We start from the raw sequence: 15,971 nt of genomic DNA on the forward strand, positions 1-15,971 counted from the left end.
AAAGGGTGAGGTCTGATTGAGTTGAGACCACCCAGGTGTGCCTCCTGAATGTCGGGTACCAGTCTGCCGGTTTGCCGACACAATTCCGTTTGCCCTCCCATTCACTGCTTGACGGACGGAGCAGCCTTTCTGAATCCGTCGCTTACTCGCCGTTCGCCAGCTCTACCTCCCCCATTGCCAGTGCCTCTTTCAAAAAAAGTGCATCGCGCATCCTGCACGGCAAGAACACCAGGAACGCAGCCAGCAGGCCATGGCGCCAGTGGCCGTGGGACGTCTGCGTGTGCCCCAGGTGGGACAGTGCAGCATGTGCGGCCTGTTGTGGAGGGATCGTGATGGCCGCTGGTTCGGTGCCCGCCGCCATGGCCGTTGCCATGACGGTGGGTTGGAAGGACAGCACATCCAACTGTTCGCGATACTCATAGGCCAATGGAACGCTCAGGTGGTCGATAAATGCCTTGCATGCGCCATAGAGCTGCGTGCCGGGCCAGTAAAAGCGGCCGACGATGGAGCCCACATTCAGCAGCGCCGCACGACGCCCCGTGGATGCGGCATGGCGCAGCAGCAACGGAAGCAGTGTGTGCGTCACGATGGCCGTGGTGCTGACGTTTACGGCCAGCAGATAGCGCAGGGTCTTGGCCGGTACATCGCCATAGCGCCGATGCACCGTGACGCCCACACAATTGACGAGCACAGACAAGTCCACATCCCGCGCGGCAGCGGCCAGCGACTCGTAGGTTTGGGGAGCGGTGTTCGACAGGTCTGCTGCCACCGTGCGAACTTGAACGCCCAGCGCCTGCATTTCATCCTTCAATCGGTCGAGTTTGGACTGCGTGCGTGATACGAGAATCAGGTTGAAGCCGTAGCGCGCCAGTTCCTGCGCGAAGGCTTTGCCCAATCCGTCGCTGGCTCCGGTGATGAGCGCCCAGCTCCCGGGACCAAAACGCTCGGCCAGGCGCTCTCCAGTCAAACGCTGCGGTAGCCAAAGATAGAGCCAAAGCCAGCGGGCCAGATTGGCCAGCGCCCAGATCAAAAGTGCTGCGCCGCCTGTTTGCAGCACAACATATGCATCAATCGCCATCGAAGGTCCTCCGGAATATGGGGGAAGTCGCTATGCCGTCACTCCACTTCCGTTGCGGTGATACGCACGCTGCGGTCCAACGAAAGTGATGATCGGCCGATGGTGCGTGGTCGATGCAATGCTGTCATTTACAAATGTTCAGAGCGCCTGTGATTCAGAGCCCGATTTCAGCTTTCGCCGAATGCGGCTCAAATGCACCGGGGTCACACCCAGATAGCCCGCCAGAATGTGCAGCGGAATACGTGCGAGCTTGTCCGGCTGTGTTGCCAGCATGGTCTGGTAGCGCTGAGTCGGCGTTTGGGCGATGGCGCTGGTGTAAAGATTGATGTAGTCGACGAGGCGCTGTTGCGTGAGTTCCAGTAGTTGGGATGGCATCGCTGCATCGGGCTGAACCTTGGTCAGCACCGTATCCCGATCCAGCGCGCGCAACTGGCATGCTTCCATGGTGATCAAATCGAATCCGCTAGGGCAACCGCTCACCATGCTTTCCAGCGAGCTGACCATGTCACCTTCGAAGAAGAACTGAACGCTGGTTTCCCCGCCTTCGGCATTGCGCACACAGAGACGCACGGCACCAGACCGGATGAGGTAAACGTATCTGGCGACCTCGCCCGCACGCAACAGTGGCTTGTTGGCCTCGACATGGAGGTCTTTGCCGAATTCCAGAAAATGGTCGCGCAGGACTGTGTTCACGTGCATGAGCCGCAATATGGCACAGGCCAGGTCGCGAGGCAAACGCCGTACTCATGGCGGCGAGGGTGGAACATCTTCTGACGGACGGGGCAGCCGTTTTGAATCTGTCTTTCAGGAAGCCTTCCGGCGCACATCCGCCACCGCACTCGGGGCCGTCACGTCGCAATGCCTCCGCAGGATCAAGGAGCGCGCGAAAGAAGGAATAGACGCCTCGCGAAATCGTTTAGACGACATGCGAACCCACGGCGGACTGTGATGAGCACTCGAAAACAGCACATCTTTCGTTTTGTCAGTGCAGGGCTGCAAATTGGCTCTGTGGCATTGCTCGCCAGTTGCGGCGGCGGTGGCGGTGGCGGAGGCGGTGGCAACAGCGCAAGCACCTTGCCGACGATGTCCATCACGGGTACGGCGGCAACGGGCAAGGCACTCGCGAACGCGACGGTTACCATCGACTGCGTGCAGGGTTCGATGTCGGTCGCAGCGGATGCGAACGGAAACTACCACGCGACATTCGGTGCAGCGGTGCCGTGCCTGATCACTGCGACTTCGGGCGGGACGATACTGCACTCGGAGGCGTTCGCTGGCGGTACGTTCAATGTCACGCCGGAAACCGATCTGTTGTTGACGTTTCTGGCGGCGCAACTCGGCACGAATGAAAGCGGGCTCATCGCAGGCTTCGCGACGAACACGCAATTTCAGCAGACGCTGCAGAATCAGGCTCAGGTTACGACTGCGCAGACCGCTGTTGTCCAGAATCTGCAGCAAAAGTACGGCGTTACGCTTTCCACCCCCAGTTTTCTGATCACCGCATTCACTGTCGGTCAGGCGGGCGAGGACAGCGATCTTGAAACGCTCCTGGCGCACGGCGCAATCGACAGCAACGGCGAGCCGGACGCAGCCGCCGTCACACTCATGGCGACGATGGGCGCCGCAAATCCGATTGCGACAACGCCTGCCACCGGCACAACCGGGACCGGTGGAACGGGTGGTACTGGAAGCACGGGCGGCATGATGTGAGGCGTTGCGCGATACTAGCGCCGACCCATTCCGCCGAACCCGCCCATACCGCGGAACTGACCCGTACCGCCGGATCCACCTGTTCCGCGAAATCCACTCATGCCACCGGCTCCACGCGGGCCACTGAACCCATGCATGCCACTGCCGGGGAAGGGTGCGCGATGAAAACCCCCGCCGACTGGTTTGAACCGGCCGCGACCGAACGGGCGAAAGTGGGCGAAGTGGTGAACGTGATGGAAGTGGTCGACGAAGATGAAGCTCACGCCTACGCCAATGAATACCGGCGGCCCCCACCACCAGGGGTCAGGGTAAGGATAGGACGCGACGGGGTACCACAGTGCGCTGCCATCCGAGCCTTGCACGATCTGCCACGTTCCGTCACTTTGCAGGCACGCCCGCTCGGCGACGTCCTGCGTCACTCCGTCGATTTCGGCCTGCCCGACAACTTCCCTGCAATTCCCGCTATCGGCGTAGTCCTGTTGCTCGTCATAGGTTTGCGCGAGTGCGAGTGCGGGTGTAGTGAGGCCGAGACAGACGAGCAATGTCTCTACGTGAAGCAGTTTGTTCATGATGTGCGGCTACATGAATCCCCGAGGTTTTCGACGTCGTATCGTCGACGTCTCCCCGGCATATCGGTGTGCTTGCGCAATACCACGCATTGGGGTTTGCGAAGGGGGCTGGCCGTTCCGGATGCGTCGCCCCAACGCGTAAACGACCAGGCGCACGGGCCTATTCCAGCAAAACGTATCGAGTGGCCATGTTCAGGGCGACGCAAACGGGCCGGACCGGCCGCAATGCTTCCGGCCTGCTAGACTGAAAACTCCCCATGCAATCCATGGAGGGAGACATGACGACCGTCTATGTCGTGAAGACCGGTGAGCAGTTCCTCTGCACCGCCGAGGACGGCGACATCGGCATGGCCCCGGTAATTAAAGACGCCACGTCTTTTGTCTCGTATGAGGAGGCGCAAAAAGCCGCAAACGCGCACGCCGACCCCGGATACGAAATCGTGGCCGTCGACCTTATCGGACGCTGATGCGCAGTGCGCCGCTGGCCAGTCAGCGGCGCAGGGCCATAGCAATTGAGCCGGCGCCATGCAATATGGCGCTCCGGTTGACTGCGTCCGAAATCATCTTTGCTCTCTGCCCGTTCGCTCAGCCCTGTAGCGCCGCGGGCCATCGTGGATCTACAGCTTCGCACGAGAGATCGCGGCGCTCCCGCGTGCGCGTGAAGGCCCCCCGCGCACTGCGCCGGACGCAGCGTGCGATCCGCTTTTGCTATCGCCTCATGCGCCTTTCGAATTGTTCCGCTATCGCGGCGCACCTATATTGATTGGGCAACGCCCGATTCCAATATCAGGAGACGCCGCATGCCGCTCGCGCGCTGGTGCAGCACGAAAGTGGAAAGGACAGTCCTGTGGCCCGTCGCAGCGAGATGTTCCGGGCACACCCGCAGCGTGACCGCTACGGCGCAAACGGAGGCCCAATGAACCAGCTCGATCTCAAGGACCGTGTGATGGTCGTCACGGGCGGCGCCCGCGGCATTGGCTATGCGGTGGCGCTTCGCGCGCTGCGCTCGGGTGCGCACGTCGCGCTCTGGGACATCGACGCCGAAAGGCTCGAACGCTCACGTGGCGAACTCTCGGCGCTCGGCCTCGGGCAGGTCTCGGTGGTGACGGTCGAACTCACCGACGATGCCAGCGTCGAAGCCGCCACACGCCAGACCATCGAGACACACGGCGCGATTCACGCGCTCGTGAACAGCGCGGGCATCACGGGCGGCAATGGGCTCACGTGGGAATTGCCGGTCGACGTGTGGCGCCGTGTGATCGAAGTGAACCTGATCGGTTGCTACCTCACGTGCCGCGCCGTCGTGCCGCGCATGATCGAAGCGGGGTACGGGCGCATCGTCAACATCGCTTCAGTTGCGGGCAAGGAAGGCAATCCGAATGCTTCGCACTACAGTGCTTCGAAGGCTGGGCTGATCGGACTCACCAAGTCGCTCGCCAAGGAACTCGCGACGAAGAACGTGCTCGTCAACGCGGTGACGCCCACGGCGGCGAAGACCGAGATATTCGATTCGATGTCGCCGCAGCACATCGAATACATGCTTTCCAAAATTCCGATGAACCGCTTTCTGTTGCCCGATGAAGCGGCCTCGATGATCGTCTGGCTCGCGTCCGAGGACTGCGCATTCAGCACCGGGGCCGTTTTCGATCTTTCGGGCGGACGCTCGACTTATTGACGGGTCGAACGCTACGCGCGGAAGCGGCGGCCCGTGGACGGCCGCCTGGTTCGAACCACGTCGAGGGCACGAGCAGTAAGCCACTTCAAGGAGCAACGCCTCATGGCAATGCCAACCATCAAACACGTGCGCGCGTTCACCGTGCGCGGTGGCGGCGCTGACTATCACGATCAGGCCGAAGGCCACTGGATCGACGATCACATCGCCACGCCGATGGCGCGCTATCCGGAGTACCGCCAGAGCCGGCGTTCGTTCGGCATCGATGTGCTCGGCACCCTCGTAGTGGAAGTGGAGGCGAGTGACGGCACAGTGGGCTTTGCGGTGACGACGGGCGGCGAGATCGGCGCGTTCATTGTCGAGAAGCATCTCGCACGCTTCCTCGAAGGCCAGCGCGTGACCGATCTCGAGAAGATCTGGGATCAGATGTATTTCTCGACGCTCTATTACGGGCGCAAGGGTGTGGTGCTCAATACGATCTCGGGCGTCGATCTGGCGTTGTGGGATCTGCTCGGCAAGCTTCGTGAGGAGCCTGTGTACCAGTTGTTAGGCGGCCCCGTGCGCGACGAACTTGTTTTCTACGCAACGGGTGCGCGCCCGGATCTCGCGAAAGAGATGGGCTTTGTCGGCGGCAAGCTCGCATTGCAGCACGGACCGGCCGAAGGTGAAGAAGGATTGCGCCAGAACATCGAACTGCTCGCGACGATGCGCGAGCGCGTGGGCGACGACTTCTGGCTCATGTACGACTGCTGGATGAGCCTCGACGTGCGCTACGCCACGCGGCTCGCGCAGGCCGCTCACGAATACGGCCTTAAATGGCTCGAGGAATGCCTGCCTCCCGACGACTATTGGGGCTATGCCGAACTGCGCCGCAATGTGCCGCGCGGCATGATGGTATCGACAGGCGAGCACGAAGCGACGCGCTGGGGCTTTCGCATGCTGCTCGAAATGGGCTGCTGCGATCTGATCCAGCCCGACGTCAACTGGTGCGGCGGCATGACCGAGCTCATCAAGATCTCCGCGCTCGCCGATGCGCATGGCGTGCTGGTCGCGCCGCACGGTTCGTCGGTGTACAGCTATCACTTCGTCGTCACGCGTCATAACTCGCCGTTCGCCGAGTTCCTGATGATGGCGCCGAAGGCCGATCGCGTCGTGCCGATGTTCACGCCGCTGCTGCTCGACGAGCCGGTGCCCGTGAATGGCCGCATGAAGGTGCCGGACACGCCCGGCTTCGGCGTGCGGCTCAATCCGGATTGCGCGTTGGCGCGGCCTTACACGCATTGACCACACCGCCACGAGGAGAACGACGTGCTGCTCAAGGACAAAGTGGTGATCGTTACCGGCGGATCGCGCGGCATCGGGCGTGCGATTGCCATCGCGAGCGCCCGCGAGGGTGCGGATGTCGTGATCAATTACTGGGGCGACAATGACGCGTCGTATGGCCGGCGCGCAGCCATCTCCGAAGTGCTCGACGAAATTGCGCGGCTAGGGCGGCGCGCGATCGCGGTGGAAGGCAACGTGGCTTCGCCGCAGACCGGCATCGATCTCGTGCGCCAGACGGTCGACAAATTCGGCCGCGTGGACGTGCTCGCTAGCAATGCTGGCATCTGTCCGTTCCATTCGTTCCTCGACATGCCGCCCGCCGTGCTCGAACGCACGATCGGCGTAAATCTGAACGGCGCGTTCTATGTGACGCAGGCCGTCGCGCGGCAGATGAAGGAGCAGGGCACGGGCGGCGCGATCGTCGCGACGAGTTCGATCAGCGCGCTGGTCGGCGGCGGCATGCAGACGCACTACACGCCGACCAAGGCCGGCGTGCATTCGCTCATGCAGTCGTGCGCGATCGCGCTCGGACCGTATGGCATCCGCTGCAATTCGGTGATGCCTGGCACGATCGCGACCGACCTGAACGCCGAAGACCTCGCCGACGATGCAAAGCGCGCGTACTTCGAAAAACGCATTCCGCTAGGACGCCTCGGCGCGCCGGACGACGTCGCCGAATGCGTGGTGTTCCTCGCCTCCGACCGCGCGCGCTATGTGACGGGCGCGGCGCTGCTCGTGGATGGCGGTCTCTTCGTGAATCTTCAATGATCCTCAGTGAGGAGGGAGCGCCCTGGCGCTGGCACGGTCATGAATGGCTTCGTCCACTTTGAACGGTTGCGAGAACCGGCGCAGCAAGCTGACGAAATGCTCGGCGGGTTCCGCGAGCGGTTCGTTGCTGCGCGTGAGCACGCCGAAGCCGGGCAGGCTTTTGCCGATCTCGAGTGGCAGCACGACGAGCAGTCGCCCGCGCACGTGATCGCGCACGACCGACTCGGGCAGCATGGCGACGGCGTCGAAGCTTTCGAGCAGTTGCAGCGTCGCGAAGATCGACGCGGATTCCGTGAGGTTGACGGGCGTGCCGAGGCCAGCGCGCGCGAGTTCGCCTTCGAACAGCTCGCGCGCGGGGCTCGTGATGGGTTGCGCCACCCACGGCCAGTCCATCAGTTCGGCGAGCGTGATGTGTTCGCGGCGCGCGAGCGGGTGCTGCGCGCGAACCACGAGTACGAGCGTTTCGCGTGCGAGCGGCTCGAAGCTGAAATCGTTGTGCTGCAGCGGCGTAGTGAGGCGCCCCAGTGCGAGTTCGACTTCGCGGCGATGCAGCAATTGCACGACCTGGTCGCTGGTTTCGCCGAGGATGCGCACGTTGAGCAGCGGGCGTTCGGTCTTGAGCATGGCGACGGCCTGCGCAAGCAGGTCGGGCGCGGCGCCCATGATCGCGCCCACGGTGAGCTGGCCGTGGCCGCCGCGGCGCTTGACGTCGAGATCGTCGGCAAAGCGCGTGAGGTCGGCGAGCGCGCGCCGTGCGTAGGCGAGCGTCACGACGCCGAGCGCGGTGGGCTCGATGCCGCGCGCGTTGCGATCGAAAAGCCGGAAACCGAAGGCCTCTTCGATGTCGCCGAGCATGCGGCTTGCGCTCGGCTGGGCGACGTTGACGGTGTCGGCGGCGTGATGGACGTTGCGCGTGTCGTCGAGCGCGACGAGCAGGGCGAGGTGCTTGAACCGGAGCCGGTTGACGAGCGCGACGGCGGAAGTCTGATGGTTCGTCTGATGGTTCATGAGTGCATGACCCTCTGCGATCCGGTTTAAGTATCGCCCGGCAGGCTGTCGATGCACGAATTATAGTCAGTTGAATCCGCAGAGGAATCCACGAAAACCAGAGGGCAGAACGGAGATCTGGTCATAGAGATGGAGATGGTGGCGTTTCGAATGAAGCTCAACCCGGGCCAGCGCGATGAATACGCGCGCCGGCACCGCGAGATATGGCCCGAGCTGGCGGCAGCCCTGCGCGATGCGGGCGTGAGCGACTACTGGATCTTTCTCGACGAAACGACTCATCATCTCTTCGCCGTGCTCAAGCGCCGCGACGATCACGCCATGGATGCGCTGGCGCATCTGCCCGTCATGCGCAAATGGTGGGATTACATGGCGGACATCATGGAGACCGGAGAAGGCAATGTACCCGTGCAGCAACCGCTCGTGCCGCTGTTCCATCTGCCTTGAACGCAGGAGATGCCATGCAGGTTGTCGATCCACACGTTCACTTCTGGAACCTCGATACGCATCACTATCCGTGGCTCGCGCAGCCTGGCGTATCGTTCGTGGGCGACGCGCGCGCGTTGCGCTTCAATTATTTGCCCGCGGACCTTCTGCACGACGCGGGCGACATTGACGTGTTGAAAGTCGTGCACGTCGAGGCGAATCATGATCCGGCCGATCCGGTGGAGGAGACGCGCTGGCTGCAAGGGCTCGCGGATTCGGGCGGCGCGCACGCATTTCCCGATGCGATCGTCGCCGCCGCGGACCTGAGCGCGCCGAATGCGCAGGCCGTGCTCGAAGCGCATGCGGCGTTTCCGAATACGCGCGGCATCCGGCAGATCCTCAACGTGCACGCAGATCCGCTCTACAACTATGTGGGTCGTCACTACATGCGCGATCCCGCATGGCGCGGGCACTTCGCGTTGCTAGCACGCCATGGCCTGTCGTTCGATCTGCAACTGTATCCGTCGCAGATGGAGGAGGCCGCCGCGCTGGCGAGCGAGCATCCGGATGTCCCCCTGATCCTCGATCACACGGGCATGTTCGTCGACCGCAACAGCGTGGACGGGTATCGCGCCTGGCGCGACGGGTTGCGTGCGCTCGCAGCGTGCCCGAACGTGACGGTGAAGATCAGCGGACTGGCGATGTTCGATCACGACTGGACCATCGAGAGCCTGCGTCCCTATGTGCTGGAGACGATCGATGCATTCGGCGCGGAGCGCGCGATGTTTGCATCGAACTTTCCGGTCGACCGGCAGTTCGGGAGTTATACGGACCTCTGGCGGGCGTTTGCGCGGATCGTGAGCGGTGCGAGTGATGACGAGAAGACCGCGCTCTTTCGCGGTAACGCCGAACGTATTTACCGCATCTAGCGCGGGCAGTCGCGCACGACGATCATGGAGACGCGCGTGGAATCGAATGCAAGAGAAGGCGGCACGGCCAGGCTGGAACCCAGGCTCGAACTGCAGCACGCGAGCAAGTCGTTCGGACGCGTGCGTGCGCTCATCGACGGCAGCCTGACGCTGTGGCCGGGCGAGGTGCATGCGTTGCTCGGCGAAAACGGCGCGGGCAAGTCGACGCTGGTAAAGATACTCGCGGGCGTGTATCTCCCCGATGGCGGCGAGTTGCGCATCGACGGCGCCGCGCGCCAGTTCGCAACGCCCGCACAGGCGCGCGATGCGGGCATCGCCGTGATCTATCAGGAGCCGATGCTCTTCTTCGATCTCTCCATCGCCGAGAACATCTATATGGGGCGTCAGCCGCTCGATCGCTTCGGGCGCATCGACTACGACGCGATGCATCGCGATGTCGCGGCGCTACTTGCTTCGCTTGGCGTCGACCTGAAGCCGGAGCGTGTCGTGCGCGGCCTGTCGATCGCGGATCAGCAAGTGATTGAGATTGCGAAGGCGCTGTCGCTGAACGCGAACGTGCTCGTCATGGACGAGCCCACCGCCGCGCTTTCGCTGCCCGAGGTGGAGCGGCTCTTCACGATTGCACGCAAGCTGCGCGATCGCGGCGCGGCGGTCCTCTTCATCACGCACCGGCTGGAAGAGGTGTTCGCGCTCGCGCAGCACGTGACGATCATGCGCGACGGAGCGAAGGTCTTCGATGCGCCCACGTCCGCGCTCACGACGCGGGAGATCGTCGCGAAGATGGTGGGCCGCGATCTCGCGACGTTCTATCCGAAGGCCGAGGTGCAGCCCGGCGAGGTATTGCTGCGCGTGCGCGGCCTCACGCGGCGCGGCGTGTTCAAGGACATTGCGTTCGATGTGCGCGCGGGCGAGATCGTCGCGCTCGCGGGTCTCGTCGGCGCAGGGCGCAGTGAAGTGGCGCGCGCGATCTTCGGCATCGACGCCTGCGACGCCGGCGAAGTGCAGATCGCCGGCAAGCCGCTGCGCATGGGCGAACCCGCGGCCGCTGTGCGGGCCGGGCTTGCGCTCGTGCCCGAGGACCGGCGTCAGCAGGGGCTCGCGCTCGAACTCTCGATTGCGCGCAACGCTTCGATGACCGTGCTAGGCCGGCTCGTGCGCTTCGGGCTCATTTCGGCGGGCCGCGAGTCGCAACTGGCCGGTCAGTGGGGTACGCGTCTGCGTCTCAAGGCCGGCGATCTCAACGCGCCCGTTGGAACGCTCTCGGGCGGCAATCAGCAAAAGGTCGTGCTCGGCAAGTGGCTGGCCACGGGGCCGAAGGTGCTCATCATCGATGAACCGACGCGCGGCATCGACGTGGGTGCGAAAGCGGAGGTCTACGGCGCGCTCGCCGAACTCGTGCGTGGCGGTATGGCCGTGCTGATGATATCGAGCGAACTGCCCGAGGTGCTGGGCATGGCCGACCGCGTGCTGGTCATGCATGAAGGCCGCATTACCGCCGATATCGCCCGCGCCGACGCGAGCGAGGAACGCATCATGAGCGCCGCGCTCGGGCAGGCCAACATCCATCTGGGGCACGCGGCATGATGCGCCATTCCACGACTCATCACCCGTCGCTGTCACCTGACGATGCGCCGGCCGCGCGCCGCAACGCGGGTGCGTTCGCTCAAACGCTCGCGAAGAGCCGCGAGACGACGCTGTTCGTCGTGCTGCTCCTGATCGTGGGCGGCACCGCGCTCGCACGACCGCAGTTCCTGAACCTGCAGAATCTGCGCGACGTCCTGCTCAACGTCTCGATCGTCAGCCTGCTCACCGCAGGCATGACGATCGTGATCCTGATGCGGCACATCGATCTTTCCGTGGGCTCGACGGTCGGCATCAGTGCCTATGCGGTTGGCAGCCTTTACGTCGCGTTTCCGCACATGCCGGTGGTCGTTGCGCTGGGTGCGGGGCTCGCCATCGGGCTGGTCGCGGGTTCGATCAACGCGCTGCTCGTCGCCGTGGGCCGCGTGCCATCGCTGGTCGCCACGCTCTCGACACTTTATATATTTCGTGGTGCAGATTATGCGTGGGTCCGCGGCGGACAGATCAATGCGACCAGCCTGCCCGACGCATTTTCACGGCTCGCCAGCGCCACCGTGCTTGGCATTCCTGTGCTCGCGCTGATCGCGATCGTGCTGCTGACCGCGCTCTCGGTGTACCTGAAACAGTTCCGGCCCGGCCGCGAGTATTACGCCATCGGCTCGAATCCCGAGGCCGCGAGGCTCGCGGGCATCAACGTGAACCGGCGCGTCGCCACCGGCTTTCTGATCTGCGGCGGTATTGCCGGGCTTGCGGGCGCGCTATGGCTCGCGCGCTTCGGCACCGTCGAATCCAGCACCGCGAAGGGGATCGAACTGCAGGTGGTCGCGGCGGCCGTGGTGGGCAGCGTCGCGATTACGGGCGGCGTCGGCACGATACTCGGCGCCACGCTTGGCGCGCTCGTGCTTGGCGTCATCAGCATCGCGCTCGTCGTGCTGCACGTCTCGCCGTTCTGGGAACAGGCGATCCAGGGCGCGCTGATCGTCGCGGCCATCGCCGTCGATACGCTGCTCGCCCGCTCCGTTGCCAAACGCATGATGAGGAAACGCGATCATGGCTAAACCCGATTCCGCGCTGCTCACGCGCAAGGCCAGCTTGCCGCTCAGTTGGGAGACGCTGCTCGTCGTGATCCTGATTGCGTCGCTGGCGGCGGGGCGCGTGCTGTCGCCCGTCTTTCTCACTGGGGACAATCTCGGCAACGTTCTCGCCGACCTCTCCGAAGTCGCCCTGATGGCGATGCCGATGACGCTCATCATCGTCGCTGCCGAAATCGATCTCTCGGTCGCATCGGTGCTGGGTGTATCGAGTGCGTTGATGGGCGTGTTCTGGCACATGGGCCTGCCGATGCCGCTCGTGATCGCGCTCGTGCTCGCGGCGGGCGCGCTCGCAGGGCTCGTCAACGGGCTCGTCATCGTGCGGCTGAATCTGCCGTCGCTGGCCGTGACGATCGGCACGCTCGCGTTTTTTCGCGGACTCGCGTATGTGCTGCTCGGCGATCGCGCCATTGCCGATTTTCCGCCTGCGTTTACCGCGTTCGGCATGAATACGCTCGGAGGCACGTTCATTCCGCTGCCATTCCTGATCGTGGCCGCATGCGCTGTTGCGTTCACGCTGCTGCTGCAAGCCACCGTGTTCGGCCGCAGCCTCTACGCCATCGGCGCGAACACGACGGCGGCCCTGTTTTCAGGGATCGCCGTTGCGAAGCTGAAGATACGTCTCTTCGTGTTGTCGGGCGCGATGAGCGCGCTCGCGGGCGTCGTCTACACGCTGCGCTTCACCAGCGCGCGCGGCGACAACGGGGAAGGGTTCGAGTTGTCGGTGATCGCGGCGGTGCTGTTTGGCGGCGTGAGCATTTTCGGCGGACGCGGGTCGATGTACGGCGTGCTGCTTTCGCTGTTGATCGTCGGCGTATTGAAGAACGCGCTTACGCTGGCGGACGTGTCCAGCGAGACGCTCACCATCGTCACCGGCGCATTGCTTCTCGCTTCGGTGCTGATCCCCAATCTCGCCGCGCGCTGGCGAATGGTGCGCGAAAGGCGGGCGCTGGCGCGCTCCGCTTGAATGTCGTGGTTAGTCGCAGCAATCAGGAGAAAAGTCGGGCACAACAACGCAGTCAACCATCCGGGCGGGCGTCCGGTATCCATGGAGGAGACTTTGCTATGTTCAAGCCAGTACGTCACATAGGCACGGCCTTGCTGTGCGCGATGCTTCTGGGGGCCGGCGTAGCCGCGCACGCCGCGGGCATCAAGGAAGGGCTGAAAATCGTTTTCATCCCGAAGCAGATCAACAACCCCTATGAAGTCATTGCCGATAACGGCGGCATGGCGGCAATCAAGGAATTCAAGGGTGACGGCAAGGTAGTCGGTCCATCGGACGCAGGCGCGACTTCGCAGGTTCAGTACATCAACACGATGATCACGCAGCACCAGGACGTGATCGTCATCGCCGCCAACGACGCGAACGCGCTCGTGCCGTATCTGAAGAAGGCGATGGCACAGGGCATCAAGGTCGTCACGTTCGATTCCGACACCGCGCCTGAGGGCCGGCAGATCTTCGTGAATCAGGCGAACGCCGAAGGCATCGGGCGCGGCCAGATTCAGCTCGTCGCGAAGCTGATGGGCGGCGAAGGCGAGTTTGCGATTCTCTCGGCGACGCCGAATGCGACCAATCAGAACACCTGGATCAAGTGGATGCAGGACGAACTGAAGAAGCCCGAATACGCAAAGATGAAGCTCGTGAAGATCGCGTATGGCAATGACGACGATCAGAAGTCGTTCGTCGAGACGCAAGGTTTGCTGCAGGCGTATCCGAACCTCAAGGCGATCGTCGCGCCAACTTCGGTGGGTATTGCGGCGGCGGCACGTTATATCTCCTCGTCGTCGAGCAAGGGCAAGGTGGTGGTCACCGGGCTTGGCACGCCGAACCAGATGCGCGCGTTCGTGAAGGACGGTACCGTGCAGGCGTTCCAGCTCTGGGACCCGGGTGCGCTTGGGTATCTGGCGGCGTATGCGGCGGCGAATATCGCTTTGGGAACCATCACGGGGAAGGAGGGCGATTCCTTCGAGGCGGGCAAGCTTGGTACGCGGACGATCGGCAAGCAGGGTGAAGTGATCCTCGGGCCGCCGACCACGTTCGACGCGAAGAATATCGATAACTTTAATTTCTGATCGGATGGCGCCGGATAGACGGCGCTGCGCTCCCGACGCAGGAGAAAGCCCGGTGCGCTGGCGCGGCCGGGTTTTTCTTTGGCGCTTCGCGGATTTCCGGGGGAGACCGCGTGGGGACAGGCTGTAGTCGGCGGTGGATTCAACCGGTCGACGCAACAGTTTGATGAAATCGCCCGGCCGGAGTATCGAAGTTTGGTGTTTTTCGGGGCACTTCGTTTTCCAGCCGGGCGTCGGAACCAGATCAGCCCCTCAATGCCACCTTTACCGCCTGCGCCAGCGTTGTCGTGCGCCGTCCGAGAAGCCTGGAAAGATCGCGAGAGGCGCTATCCAGTTCGCCTGCCGATGCCTTCAGGTCGGCGTCGACGACGACATCGGCAATCATCTTCGGCAGACCGAAGCCCAGCAGCGCGGCCTCATAATCGGCGGCGGACAGGTGGTTATACACGATCGTTCGGCCCGCCTGCTTCGATACTTCCTCGGCCAGTTCGGCCAGCGAATAGGCCTCGTCTCCCGCCAATTCATAAGTCTGGTTGGCATGCCCGGGTTGAGTCAGGACCGTCACCGCCGCATCCGCATAGTCGGCGCGAGATGCAGAGGCAAATCGGCCCTGCCCCGCGCTGCCGGTGATTGCCGAATTGGCGAGCGCTGCGGCAAGTCCGCTGGTGTGGTTCTCGAGGTACCAACCATTGCGTAACACCACGAAGTTCACGCCAGTGGTCTTCAAATACGCTTCGGTCCGGTTGTGCTCGTCGGCAAGAATCAGATTGGACGTGTCGGCGCGTAGCAGGCTGGTATAGGCAATCAGCTTGACGCCCGTTTGCCTGGCAGCGTCGATCACAGCCCGATGTTGCCGGAATCTCTCCCCCGGCTGCACCGCCGAGATTAGCAACAGCTTCTCCACACCCTTGAAAGCCTCGACCAGCGTCTCGGGACGATCGTAGTCCGCCTCGCGTATCTGGACGCCGAGGGCGCGCAAGTCATCGGCCTTTTCAGGGCTCCGGACTGCCGCGACGATCTGGCCGGCAGGGACGGATTGCAGAAGACCTTTGACAACCAGTCGGCCGAGATTTCCATTGGCCCCGGTAATGGCGATCATTTTGTATTTCCTTTTTTCTAGAAAGTGACGTTGAATAAATTATGTACTGCTACGTATTTGATGTGGTATGGGAGGCTTGACGTTTCTCGATTCAGGCGGGAATCATCCGCGCCGTACGATCAGTGCGATCGGCAGACCGAGGCCGAACATATGGATGAGCAGGGCGGGCAGGAAGGGCATCGGCGATACCGATGGAGGTGTGATGAACGCGCTGTGCGGCAACACGACGAAGCCCATGAAAAAAAATACGATGATGCCGAGTAGCGGGCCGCCGAGCCACGCCAGGCGGTTCACGATCGGCAGGCGCGACGCGACCAGAGCGTAGGCGATTGCCGGAACGATCGATACAAAGAAGTGAAGCAGGGTACCCAGAATAAGGCCGGTGGTGCCTCCGTAGGCGGCCATGCCCATCAGGCTGCTGGCCGCCAGTTGCATTTCCGGAATGACGCCGATGCCTCGCGCCAGTTGCAGGATTAAAACCGGGACCAGCACGATAATGCCGGCGGCCACGCCGGCGGTCGTTCCCCGGGGCAGCGCGGGGGGGAAACGGATTTGCGAATTCGCCGACCGCGTCGATTGTAGATCCGGCGTTGTGTCTGTCGTTTTCATGATCTGCTTCCGCATAAAACTGGGTGGGATGTGGACACCGG

General features: G+C 63.0%; 17 protein-coding genes. 11 read left to right on the plus strand and 6 right to left on the minus strand.

Annotation, left to right across the window (positions count from 1 at the left end; genetic code table 11):
• Positions 1–142: 142 nt before the first annotated feature.
• Both D1Y85_RS11180 and D1Y85_RS11185 read right to left on the minus strand, forming a co-directional pair.
• Positions 143–1,078 (minus strand): SDR family oxidoreductase, encoded by a 936-nt coding sequence (locus tag D1Y85_RS11180; RefSeq protein WP_124151119.1) that lies wholly within the window; start codon positions 1,076–1,078, stop codon positions 143–145.
• 138 nt (positions 1,079–1,216) lie between these two features.
• Positions 1,217–1,771: a Crp/Fnr family transcriptional regulator gene (locus tag D1Y85_RS11185; protein ID WP_246024877.1), complete on the minus strand. Its 555-nt coding sequence runs from the start codon at positions 1,769–1,771 to the stop codon at positions 1,217–1,219.
• Positions 1,772–2,026: 255 nt separating this feature from the next.
• On the opposite strand from D1Y85_RS11185, the gene D1Y85_RS11190 reads away from it, so the two are divergent.
• Complete coding sequence (locus D1Y85_RS11190) at positions 2,027–2,788, plus strand: hypothetical protein (RefSeq protein WP_124151120.1); 762 nt, start codon at positions 2,027–2,029, stop codon at positions 2,786–2,788.
• 14 nt (positions 2,789–2,802) lie between these two features.
• Here the strand turns inward: D1Y85_RS11190 and D1Y85_RS11195 are convergent, their stop codons facing one another.
• Positions 2,803–3,357 carry a hypothetical protein gene (locus tag D1Y85_RS11195; RefSeq protein WP_246024878.1) on the minus strand — a complete coding sequence of 185 codons (555 nt, stop codon included), beginning with the start codon at positions 3,355–3,357 and terminating at the stop codon, positions 2,803–2,805.
• A 278-nt stretch (positions 3,358–3,635) separates the two neighbouring features.
• On the opposite strand from D1Y85_RS11195, the gene D1Y85_RS11200 reads away from it, so the two are divergent.
• From D1Y85_RS11200 to lra1, 4 genes are all read left to right on the plus strand, one after another.
• Entirely contained in the window at positions 3,636–3,824 is a 189-nt protein-coding gene (locus D1Y85_RS11200; RefSeq protein WP_124151121.1) for a hypothetical protein, read from the plus strand.
• 449 nt (positions 3,825–4,273) lie between these two features.
• On the plus strand, positions 4,274–5,032 hold the full coding sequence (locus D1Y85_RS11205) for an SDR family NAD(P)-dependent oxidoreductase (protein ID WP_124151122.1): 759 nt from the start codon (positions 4,274–4,276) through the stop codon (positions 5,030–5,032).
• 102 nt (positions 5,033–5,134) lie between these two features.
• Positions 5,135–6,313 (plus strand): L-rhamnonate dehydratase, encoded by a 1,179-nt coding sequence (gene rhmD, locus D1Y85_RS11210; RefSeq protein WP_124151123.1) that lies wholly within the window; start codon positions 5,135–5,137, stop codon positions 6,311–6,313.
• A gap of 24 nt (positions 6,314–6,337) precedes the next feature.
• The gene (gene lra1 / locus D1Y85_RS11215) at positions 6,338–7,120 is read left to right on the plus strand and encodes an L-rhamnose 1-dehydrogenase Lra1 (RefSeq protein ID WP_124151124.1); all 783 of its coding nucleotides are present in this window, start codon (positions 6,338–6,340) and stop codon (positions 7,118–7,120) included.
• 3 nt (positions 7,121–7,123) lie between these two features.
• Here the strand turns inward: lra1 and D1Y85_RS11220 are convergent, their stop codons facing one another.
• A complete protein-coding gene (locus D1Y85_RS11220) occupies positions 7,124–8,128 on the minus strand; it encodes a LysR family transcriptional regulator (RefSeq protein ID WP_124151125.1) in 1,005 nt (334 codons plus the stop codon).
• Between the two features lie 129 nt (positions 8,129–8,257).
• Between D1Y85_RS11220 and rhaM the strand changes: the two genes are divergently transcribed.
• The 6 genes from rhaM to rhaS all read left to right on the plus strand — a co-directional run bounded on the left by rhaM (position 8,258) and on the right by rhaS (position 14,225).
• Complete coding sequence (gene rhaM / locus D1Y85_RS11225) at positions 8,258–8,572, plus strand: L-rhamnose mutarotase (protein ID WP_124151126.1); 315 nt, start codon at positions 8,258–8,260, stop codon at positions 8,570–8,572.
• 14 nt (positions 8,573–8,586) lie between these two features.
• Complete coding sequence (locus tag D1Y85_RS11230) at positions 8,587–9,480, plus strand: amidohydrolase family protein (RefSeq protein WP_124151127.1); 894 nt, start codon at positions 8,587–8,589, stop codon at positions 9,478–9,480.
• A gap of 24 nt (positions 9,481–9,504) precedes the next feature.
• Positions 9,505–11,064, plus strand: coding sequence for a sugar ABC transporter ATP-binding protein (locus D1Y85_RS11235; protein ID WP_124151128.1), 1,560 nt, complete (start codon positions 9,505–9,507; stop codon positions 11,062–11,064).
• A complete protein-coding gene (locus D1Y85_RS11240) occupies positions 11,061–12,119 on the plus strand; it encodes an ABC transporter permease (RefSeq protein ID WP_124151129.1) in 1,059 nt (352 codons plus the stop codon). The genes D1Y85_RS11235 and D1Y85_RS11240 overlap by 4 nt, the downstream gene beginning before the upstream one ends.
• Entirely contained in the window at positions 12,112–13,119 is a 1,008-nt protein-coding gene (locus D1Y85_RS11245; protein WP_124151130.1) for an ABC transporter permease, read from the plus strand. Before D1Y85_RS11240 ends, D1Y85_RS11245 begins: the two co-directional genes overlap by 8 nt.
• Positions 13,120–13,217: 98 nt before the next feature.
• On the plus strand, positions 13,218–14,225 hold the full coding sequence (rhaS, locus tag D1Y85_RS11250) for a rhamnose ABC transporter substrate-binding protein (protein WP_124151131.1): 1,008 nt from the start codon (positions 13,218–13,220) through the stop codon (positions 14,223–14,225).
• A gap of 241 nt (positions 14,226–14,466) precedes the next feature.
• Here rhaS and D1Y85_RS11255 read toward each other — a convergent pair whose 3' ends face one another.
• Positions 14,467–15,321, minus strand: a complete 855-nt coding sequence (locus tag D1Y85_RS11255) for an SDR family oxidoreductase (RefSeq protein WP_124151132.1) — start codon at positions 15,319–15,321, stop codon at positions 14,467–14,469.
• 102 nt (positions 15,322–15,423) lie between these two features.
• The gene (locus D1Y85_RS11260) at positions 15,424–15,930 is read right to left on the minus strand and encodes a hypothetical protein (protein WP_246024879.1); all 507 of its coding nucleotides are present in this window, start codon (positions 15,928–15,930) and stop codon (positions 15,424–15,426) included.
• Between the last annotated feature and the right edge of the window lie 41 nt (positions 15,931–15,971).

This window comes from Paraburkholderia dinghuensis (genome assembly GCF_003837865.1).
Lineage (GTDB): Bacteria > Pseudomonadota > Gammaproteobacteria > Burkholderiales > Burkholderiaceae > Paraburkholderia > Paraburkholderia dinghuensis.